The 7,913-nt window shown below is 69.1% G+C and carries 9 protein-coding genes; 7 read left to right on the top strand and 2 right to left on the bottom strand.

Annotated features, from left to right (window positions below; genetic code table 11):
• Positions 1-75: 75 nt before the first annotated feature.
• Together ACLJPD_RS00880 and ACLJPD_RS00875 are read left to right on the top strand one after the other, a co-directional pair.
• Positions 76-1,407 carry a M16 family metallopeptidase gene (locus ACLJPD_RS00880; protein ID WP_410871880.1) on the top strand — a complete coding sequence of 444 codons (1,332 nt, stop codon included), beginning with the start codon at positions 76-78 and terminating at the stop codon, positions 1,405-1,407.
• A gap of 62 nt (positions 1,408-1,469) precedes the next feature.
• On the top strand, positions 1,470-2,741 hold the full coding sequence (locus tag ACLJPD_RS00875) for a tetratricopeptide repeat protein (RefSeq protein ID WP_410869733.1): 1,272 nt from the start codon (positions 1,470-1,472) through the stop codon (positions 2,739-2,741).
• Between the two features lie 10 nt (positions 2,742-2,751).
• On the opposite strand, the gene ACLJPD_RS00870 is transcribed toward ACLJPD_RS00875, so the two are convergent.
• Positions 2,752-3,123, bottom strand: a complete 372-nt coding sequence (locus tag ACLJPD_RS00870; protein WP_410869732.1) for an ArsR/SmtB family transcription factor — start codon at positions 3,121-3,123, stop codon at positions 2,752-2,754.
• A gap of 79 nt (positions 3,124-3,202) precedes the next feature.
• Between ACLJPD_RS00870 and ACLJPD_RS00865 the strand changes: the two genes are divergently transcribed.
• Complete coding sequence (locus ACLJPD_RS00865; RefSeq protein WP_410869731.1) at positions 3,203-4,423, top strand: MFS transporter; 1,221 nt, start codon at positions 3,203-3,205, stop codon at positions 4,421-4,423.
• Between the two features lie 43 nt (positions 4,424-4,466).
• Here ACLJPD_RS00865 and ACLJPD_RS00860 read toward each other — a convergent pair whose 3' ends face one another.
• Entirely contained in the window at positions 4,467-4,862 is a 396-nt protein-coding gene (locus ACLJPD_RS00860) for a VOC family protein (protein WP_410871879.1), read from the bottom strand.
• A 134-nt stretch (positions 4,863-4,996) separates the two neighbouring features.
• Between ACLJPD_RS00860 and ACLJPD_RS00855 the strand changes: the two genes are divergently transcribed.
• From ACLJPD_RS00855 to ACLJPD_RS00840, 4 genes are all read left to right on the top strand, one after another.
• Positions 4,997-6,103, top strand: a complete 1,107-nt coding sequence (locus tag ACLJPD_RS00855; RefSeq protein ID WP_410869730.1) for an alcohol dehydrogenase catalytic domain-containing protein — start codon at positions 4,997-4,999, stop codon at positions 6,101-6,103.
• Positions 6,104-6,202: 99 nt separating this feature from the next.
• The gene (gene dapB, locus ACLJPD_RS00850; protein ID WP_410869729.1) at positions 6,203-6,949 is read left to right on the top strand and encodes a 4-hydroxy-tetrahydrodipicolinate reductase; all 747 of its coding nucleotides are present in this window, start codon (positions 6,203-6,205) and stop codon (positions 6,947-6,949) included.
• A 35-nt stretch (positions 6,950-6,984) separates the two neighbouring features.
• Positions 6,985-7,443, top strand: a complete 459-nt coding sequence (locus ACLJPD_RS00845; protein WP_410869728.1) for a hypothetical protein — start codon at positions 6,985-6,987, stop codon at positions 7,441-7,443.
• 7 nt (positions 7,444-7,450) lie between these two features.
• Entirely contained in the window at positions 7,451-7,903 is a 453-nt protein-coding gene (locus tag ACLJPD_RS00840) for a flavodoxin family protein (RefSeq protein WP_410869727.1), read from the top strand.
• The last annotated feature ends 10 nt before the right edge of the window (positions 7,904-7,913 follow it).

Here is a 7,913-nt window from a genome sequence, read left to right as displayed (position 1 = left end):
CGCCAGCTCCCGTACGAGAGGTTGAGGAACCATGCCAGCACAGCCGTTCGTGGGGATCAGGTGACGAAACCGAAGTTGACAGAGTCGAGTACCGAATCCGCTGACGACGTCTCCACCGACGGTGGAGTACGCCGCACCGTGCTGCCCGGTGGCCTGCGCGTGGTCACCGAACACGTGCCCGGCGTGCGCTCCGCCTCCATCGGCGTCTGGGTCGGCGTCGGTTCGCGCGACGAAGGCCCCACCGTGGCAGGCGCCGCGCACTTCCTCGAACACCTGCTGTTCAAGGCGACGCCCACGCGCAGCGCCCTCGATATCGCCCAGGCCATGGACGCGGTCGGCGGCGAACTCAACGCCTTCACCGCCAAGGAACAGACCTGCTACTACGCCCACGTCATCGATGAGGACCTGCCGCTGGCCGTCGACCTCGTCTCCGACGTGGTGCTCAACGGTCTGTGCCGCGCGGTCGACGTCGACGTGGAACGCCAGGTGGTCCTGGAAGAGATCTCCATGCGCGACGACGACCCCGAAGATCTGGTCGCCGATTCCTTCCTCACCGCCATGTTCGGCGACCACCCCATCGGCCGCCCGGTGATCGGCAGCGTCGAATCGATCGAAGGCATGCAGGCCGCACAGCTGCGCGGCTTCCACCAGCGCCGCTACCGGCCCGAGCGCATGGTGGTCGCGGTGGCGGGCAATGTGTCCCACGATCGTGTCGTGGAACTGGTGCACCGTGCGTTCGGGCCACACCTCGACACCGCCGCCGAACCCGCGCCGCGCCGGGAAGGGAAGTTCCGGGCGCAGGGCGCACCGGGGCTGATCAGGATCAACCGTGACAGCGAACAGACCCACCTCGCCTTCGGCGTTCGGGCGTTCGGCAGGCACGAAGGCCAGCAGCGCTGGCCGCTGTCGATCCTCAACACGATCGTCGGTGGGGGTCTGAGTTCCCGCCTGTTCCAACGCATTCGGGAAGAACGCGGTCTCGCGTACTCGGTGTACTCGAGCGTCGACACCTTCGCCGATACCGGGTCGTTCTCGGTCTCGCTCGGTTGCCAGCCCGAAAACCTCGGACAGGTCACAACATTGGCGCGTGACGTGCTCGACGACGTCGCGGCCAACGGCGTCACCGACGCCGAATGTGCCAGAGCCAAGGGCTCTCTGCGCGGCGGGCTGGTACTCGGCCTCGAGGACTCGGCCTCCCGGATGAACCGCATCGGCCGCAGCGAACTCAGCTACGGCAACCACCGCAGCGTCTCGGCCACCCTGGCACGCATCAACGCTGTCACGACCGACGAAGTCAGCGAGATCGCCCGCACTCTGCTCGCCCGCCCCTACGGCGCGGCGGTGTCGGGCCCGTACCAGCGCACCCGCGACCTGCCTGCTGCGGTGCGAAAGCTCGTCGAACGCTGAACAATTCGGCCGACACGGCCGGTACGGTGCAGCGGACAGCAGTGCGGGGGAGGGGATCGGTCATGCCGGTGCAGGCGGCGCTCGAGCGGGCTCGCGTGGCCAAGGAGGTCGGGCGGCTCGAGGAGGCACGGCGGATTCTCGGGACGGCGCTGGTGGACGCGCCCGACGACCCGCGCCTGCTGGTCGCACTGGCAGACATCGCCTACGGCCTCGACGAGTACGACGACACCCTGCGCTTCGCGGGACAGGCGCTGCTCGCTGATCCGGATTCCGACGGCGCGCACGTCCTGGTGGCGATGGCGTACGCGATGCGCGACGAGTGGGAGCCGGCGCTCGAGCACGGCTACACCGCCGCCAGGCTTCGACCCGGCGAGGCGGCGACACTGCTGTTGCTGGCGTGGTTGCACACGAGCGGTCCACGCAAGGACAAGGACCGGGCACGTACGGCCCTGGCCGAAGCGGTCACGCTGGAGCCGAACGACGCGGGCGTCCACTGCTCGGCGGCCGAGACCTATCAGCGGCTCGGCGATGGCGAAGCCGTCCGGCGCCACGTCACCGCCGGGTTGGCGATCGACCCACTGCACGTGGATCTACTCAGGATGCAGGCGCGGGCCGAGTTCGCCGGCTTCGACGGTGGTCGCGACGCGGCCGTCGCGACACTGCGCGGCCTGCTCGCGAACGCGCCGACCGATATCGCGGCCCGGCGCCTGCTCGCCGAAGTGCACTGGCGCGCACTGCTCCGGTTGGCGGCGTGGGTGTGGGCCTTCGCGGGTTGCTTCGCGGCCGTGGCAATGTGGGTTTCGCCGATCGTGTTGCGGGTGCTGTCGCCGATGATGTTCGTCGCGCTGCCGCTCGCCTGGTACGGGGTTTTCCGCAAGCTGCGCAGCCAACTGCCGCCGGGCTATATGCGGGCCAGGGTCACACGGCCGCGGGTGTTGCTCGCGCTGGTCTCGATCGCGTTCTCCGGCTTGATCGTGGATCTGGCCGCGATCCTGACGCGATCCGAATTCGCCGGACTGGTCAGGCTCGGATGCGTGCTGCTGGTGCTCGGTGCGCTCGGCGCGGCCTTCGGGCATCTGCTGCTGTTCACGGCGTGGATGCGCCGCGGTGTCGATGATCCCGATCCGGACGACGGTCTCGACTTCGCCGGTAGCCAGGTCGTCGTACTCGGTGTCTGCGTGGTGCCGTTGGTCGTGGTCGCCGGGTTCCTGCGCGGGTGGGCGCGTCAGCCCGCGGTGTTCGGTGCGCTGGTCGCCGTGCTCGGACTCGTGCTCGTCACCCTGCTGGTGGAGGCCGGGATCACGGTCTGGCTCGACCGTCGCGCGCGACGATAGAAACACGCGATCAGTCGACGGCCTTCTCGTCCGGGTGTGCGTCGGGAGCGGTGTCTGTACGCGCTCGGTTGGCGGCGTCGACGATCGAGGGGAGCAGGCCGGGGAGGGCGTGCTCGATGGCGTCGATGCGCAGGTTCTGAAAAGTCTGGCCATCGATGGTCAAGCGTTCGATCAGGCCTGCTTCGCGCAGAGTCTTGAAGTGGTGGGTCGCGGTGGACTTGTTGATCGCGTCGTAAAGGGCGGCGCAGCGGATGGGGGCGGCGGCGTTGCTCAGGCGGCGGACCATTTCCAGGCGGACGGGGTCGTGCAGAGCGCCGAGGACGGTGGGCAGCGCGGCGACCGGGAAGGTCGGCGCTGCCGGGAGATCCTTAGCCTGTGTCATGAGCTACCTCACTAGGGGTTTGATAGTCATCATACTAGGCGTAGCCTGAGGCTCGTTCGATGGTGATCAAACTCTGCTGATGGGGGCCGCTGTGGCAGCGACAACGATGGCGCCGGTCGAGGCCGGGCAGCGCTGGGCGTACGGGGTCGTCCTGACCGCGAGTGCGGTGGCGCTCGGGGTTTCCGGGGCGCCCGCTCCGCTCTATGGCATCTACGAGACCGAGTGGCATCTGTCACCGCTGACCACGACCATGGTGTTCGCCGTGTACGCCTTCGCGGCGCTCGGCGCGGTGCTGGTGTCCGGGCGAATCTCCGATGTGGTCGGTCGCAAGCCCGTGATGATCGGCGCCTTCGCCACCATGATTCTCGGGCTGGTCGCCTTCCTGCTCGCCGATTCGGTGCCGATGTTGTTGCTGGCCAGGGCATTACACGGTGCGGCCGTCGGCGCCACCGTCGTCGCGGGTGCCGCGGCGCTGCTGGACCTGCGGCCCGAGCGTGGTGCGCGATCCGGGCAGCTCAGCGGAGTGGCGTTCAATGTCGGCATCGCCGTCGCGGTGCTCGGCACCGCGGTGCTCGCCCAGTACGCACCGTCACCGCTGCGCACACCGTATGTGGTGATCGCGGTGGTCTGCCTGGCCGCGGGGGCAGGCATCCTCGCCCTGCGTGAGCCGCACACCGCCCGGGTGAAGGCGCGCATCACCATCGCGAAACCCTCTGTCCCGCCCGAGATCAAGGCTGATTTCTGGTTCTCCGCGATCGGCGTGATGGCCGCCTGGTCGGTGCTCGGCGTGCTGCTGTCGCTGTATCCGTCGCTGGCCGCGGCCGAGACCGGCATGCACAACCTGGTGTTCGGTGGCGTCGTCGTCGCCGGCACCGCGCTGGTCGCCGCCGTGGTCCAGCTGTTCGCCACCCGGGTGCCTGCCCGACGTGCCGCGGTGCTCGGCGACCTCGGCATGGCGGCGGCCCTGCTCGCCACCATCCCGGCGCTGGCCACGAAACAGCCCGCCGTCGTGATCGTCGCGGGCCTGGTACTCGGCGCGACGTTCGGGCTCGGGTTCGGTGGGTCGCTGCGACACCTGTCCGAAGTCGTTCCCCCGCATCGCCGTGGCGAGACGATGTCGGCCTTCTACCTGCTGGCCTACTCGGCGATGGCGTTGCCGACCTTGGCGGCGGGCTGGGCGGCGACGACATGGGGGATCGCGACGGTCTTCCCGTGGTTCATCGTGATCGTGTCGCTGGCGTGTGTCGGTGCCGCGCTGCTGGGCCTGCGCGGAATCCGGGCCGCCGCGAAACCGGCGTGACCGCAGGCCGGTCCCGAAAGAGTTGCGGGACCGGCCTGAGTGTTCACTCCGGCCAACCGCCGTAGGGAACGGTGATCAGTTCCAGGAAGTGGCCGTTGGGGTCGAGGAAGTAGACGCCGCGACCGCCGTCGTGGTGATTGATCTCGTTGACCCCGTGTTGCTGGGGGTCGGCCCAATGGTCCAGTTCGTAGCGCTGGATCTTGGCGTAGGCCGTGTCGAACTCGGCCTCCGAGACCAGGAACGCGTAGTGCTGCGGCTGGATCTCGGAAATGAAGGGCGGCACCTTGGCGAAATCGAAGGCCGCGCCGTGATCGAGGGCGATCGGAATGAACGGCCCCCACTCTTTTCCTATGTCCAACCCGAGGATGTCCGCCCAGAACTCGGCGGTTTCCCGATTATCGTGACATCCGACAATGGTGTGATTGAACTGCACTGACAGGGGATTTCTCCTTGTTCGTGATGGCGCCGACCCTGGGCTCGGTACGAGGCGGCCGACAGGAGCACCATCACCGAGATCGAGGTTAGCGACAGATCCCGGAACCTGTAAAGGGCGCTCGCGGTAGCGTCGCGAGCATGAAGATTCGTGGAGCCGTTCTGGAACGGATCGCCGACCCGGCGCCGTTCGCCGATTCGCAGCCGATCACCGTGTGCGACCTGGAATTGGCCGAACCGGGTCCGGGCGAATTGCTGGTGCGCATCGAAGCGGCCGGGCTGTGCCATTCGGATCTGTCCGTGGTGGACGGCAATCGGGTGCGCCCGGTGCCGATGCTGCTCGGCCACGAAGCCGCGGGCATCGTCGAGTCGGTGGGCGCCGGTGTCACCGATGTGTCGCTCGGGCAGCGAGTCGTGATGACGTTCCTGCCGCGCTGCGGTGACTGTGCGGGCTGCGCGAGCAACGGGCGCACCCCGTGCGGGCCGGGCAGTGTGGCCAACAACGCGGGCGAACTGCTCGGCGGCGGGCGACGGCTCACCCGCGACGGCGAGCTCGTGCAGCACCACCTGGGTGTTTCGGGGTTCGCCACGCACGCGGTGGTGGATCGGCGTTCGGTGGTGCCGGTCGACGACGACGTGCCGCCCGAGGTGGCGGCGGTGCTCGGCTGTGCGGTCCTCACCGGCGGCGGCGCGCTGCTGAACGCGGCGAAACCCGGTGCGGGAGAACGGATCATGGTGGTCGGGCTCGGCGGGGTGGGGATGGCGGCCGTGCTCGTCGCGGTCTCGCTCGGCCTCGGTGAGGTGATCGCCGTCGACACCGTTGCCGAAAAGCTCGCGCTCGCCCGCGAATTCGGTGCGAGCGTGGCCTGCACGCCGGGCGAGATCGCCGAGCAGGGGCTGGTGGCCGACGTGGTGGTCGAAGCGGCGGGCAACGTGCGCGCGTTCGAAACCGCGGTTGCCGCAACGGCACCCGGCGGCGTCACCGTGACGGTCGGCCTGCCCGCCCCTACCGCCACCGCCACGATCTCCCCGCTGACCCTGGTCGCCCAGGGCCGCACCATCATCGGCAGCTACCTGGGCTCCGCGGTCCCCGACCGCGACATCCCCGAATACGTGCGGATGTGGCGCGCGGGCAAGCTGCCGCTGGAGCGGCTCGTCTCCGCGCGCATCGGACTCGACCAGGTGAACCAGGCGATGGACGACCTCGCGGCGGGTGCGGCGCTGCGCCAGGTCATCGTCTTCGACTGATGCCTCGCCCGGTCGGATGGGGTGAGGTCGGCGCCGCGGCCGTGTCGGGTGCTCGATAGGCTTCGACGAGCAAGCGCCAGTCGAGGACGAGGAGATGCGGTGACCATTCGGGTCGGAGTGCTCGGAGCACGCGGCAAGGTCGGGCAGGCGATCTGCGCGGCGGTGGAGGCGGCACCTGATCTGGAGCTGGTCGCACAGGTCGACAAGGGTGACGCGCTCGAGACGTTCACCGCGGCCGGTACCCAGGTGGTCGTCGACTTCACCCATCCCGACGTGGTGATGGGCAACCTGAAGTTCCTGATCGAGAACGGAATCCACGCGGTCGTCGGCACCACCGGCTTCGACGAGGTCCGCCTCGCCGAGGTGCGCGGGCAGCTGGCACAGCGACCCGAGGTGGGGGTGCTGATCGCGCCGAACTTCGCCATCGGGGCCGTGCTGTCGATGCGGTTCGCCGAGCAGGCCGCGCGGTTCTTCGACTCGGTCGAGGTGATCGAGCTGCACCACCCGAACAAGGCCGACGCGCCCTCTGGCACCGCCTACCGCACCGCCGCGGTGATCGCCGCGGCCCGCGCCGCGGCCGGGGTCGGGATCAGCCCCGACGCCACCACCACCGAACTCGAGGGTGCCCGCGGCGCCGACGTCGACGGGGTGCGGGTGCACTCGGTGCGACTGGCCGGGCTCGTCGCCCATCAGGAGGTGCTGTTCGGCACCCAGGGCGAGACGCTGACCATCCGCCACGACTCCATCGACCGGTCCTCGTTCGCGCCGGGCGTGCTGCTCGGGGTGCGCGAGATCGCGGGGCGGCCGGGTCTGACCGTCGGGCTCGACCCGTTCCTGGATCTGTGAGTAATTCCGCCGCGCAGCGACCTGATCGACAGGTCATGAAAACCGTTGCGGTCGTGGCCTTTCTGGTCGTCGCGCTGCTGTTCTACTTCGTCCGGCTCGGCGGACTTGCCATCGCCTACATCGCCGACGGCGGGTTCGCGGGGATCGCGATCGGCATCGGCATGCTGCTGCTACCGGTCGTCGGCATCTGGATCCTGTGGGCGACTTTGAGCGCGGCGTTCGCCCATCAACGCCTGGCCCGGCGCATCCACGAGGAAGGCTTAGAGGTCGACACCTCGGAACTGCCGCGCCGACCCTCCGGCCGCATCGAACGCGCCGCGGCCGATGACCTGTTCAACCGAATCAAGACCGAATGGGAAGCCGACCCGGACAACTGGCGCTCCTCCTACCGGCTCGCCCGCGCCTACGACTACGCGGGCGACCGCGGCCGCGCCCGCGACACCATGCGCCGCGCGGTGGCACTGGAAAAACTGGAACGCGACCCAGGAGAGTAGCGAGCCCATGGCCCGGTTGCTGATCATCCACCACACCCCATCGCCGCACACCCAGGCGATGTTCGAAGCGGTCCTGGCCGGCGCGAGCGACCCGGAGATCGAGGGGGTCGAGGTGGTCCGCCGGGCCGCGCTGGCGGTGACCGCCGTCGACGTGCTCGAAGCCGACGGCTACCTACTCGGTACCCCGGCCAACCTCGGCTACATGAGTGGCGCGCTCAAACACGCCTTCGACACGATCTACTACCCGTGCCTCGACTCGACCGGCGGGCGCCCCTACGGCCTCTACCTGCACGGCAACGAGGGCACCGAAGGCGCCGAGAGCAGCGTGGAGCGGATCACCACCGGGCTGGGCTGGCAGCGCGCCGCCGAGGCGGTCGTGGTGTCTGGACCGCCGAGCAAGGCCGATCTGGAGAAATGCTGGGAACTCGGTGCGACCATCGCCGCAGGTCTGATGCACTGAGGCGTCCGCG

It is taken from the genome of Nocardia sp. A7 (assembly GCF_046549215.1).
Classification (GTDB): domain Bacteria; phylum Actinomycetota; class Actinomycetes; order Mycobacteriales; family Mycobacteriaceae; genus Nocardia.
Note: the sequence above shows the minus strand (reverse complement) of the source record. Positions and strands in the feature narration are given on the sequence as shown.

Coding starts and splice junctions, on each gene's coding strand:
- ACLJPD_RS00855 (WP_410869730.1), top strand. CDS start 4,997: ATGAAGATTCGTGGAGCCGTTCTGGAACGGATCGCCGACCCGGCGCCG.
- ACLJPD_RS00840 (WP_410869727.1), top strand. CDS start 7,451: ATGGCCCGGTTGCTGATCATCCACCACACCCCATCGCCGCACACCCAG.
- ACLJPD_RS00845 (WP_410869728.1), top strand. CDS start 6,985: ATGAAAACCGTTGCGGTCGTGGCCTTTCTGGTCGTCGCGCTGCTGTTC.
- ACLJPD_RS00875 (WP_410869733.1), top strand. CDS start 1,470: ATGCCGGTGCAGGCGGCGCTCGAGCGGGCTCGCGTGGCCAAGGAGGTC.
- ACLJPD_RS00865 (WP_410869731.1), top strand. CDS start 3,203: ATGGGGGCCGCTGTGGCAGCGACAACGATGGCGCCGGTCGAGGCCGGG.
- ACLJPD_RS00870 (WP_410869732.1), bottom strand. CDS start 3,123: ATGACACAGGCTAAGGATCTCCCGGCAGCGCCGACCTTCCCGGTCGCC.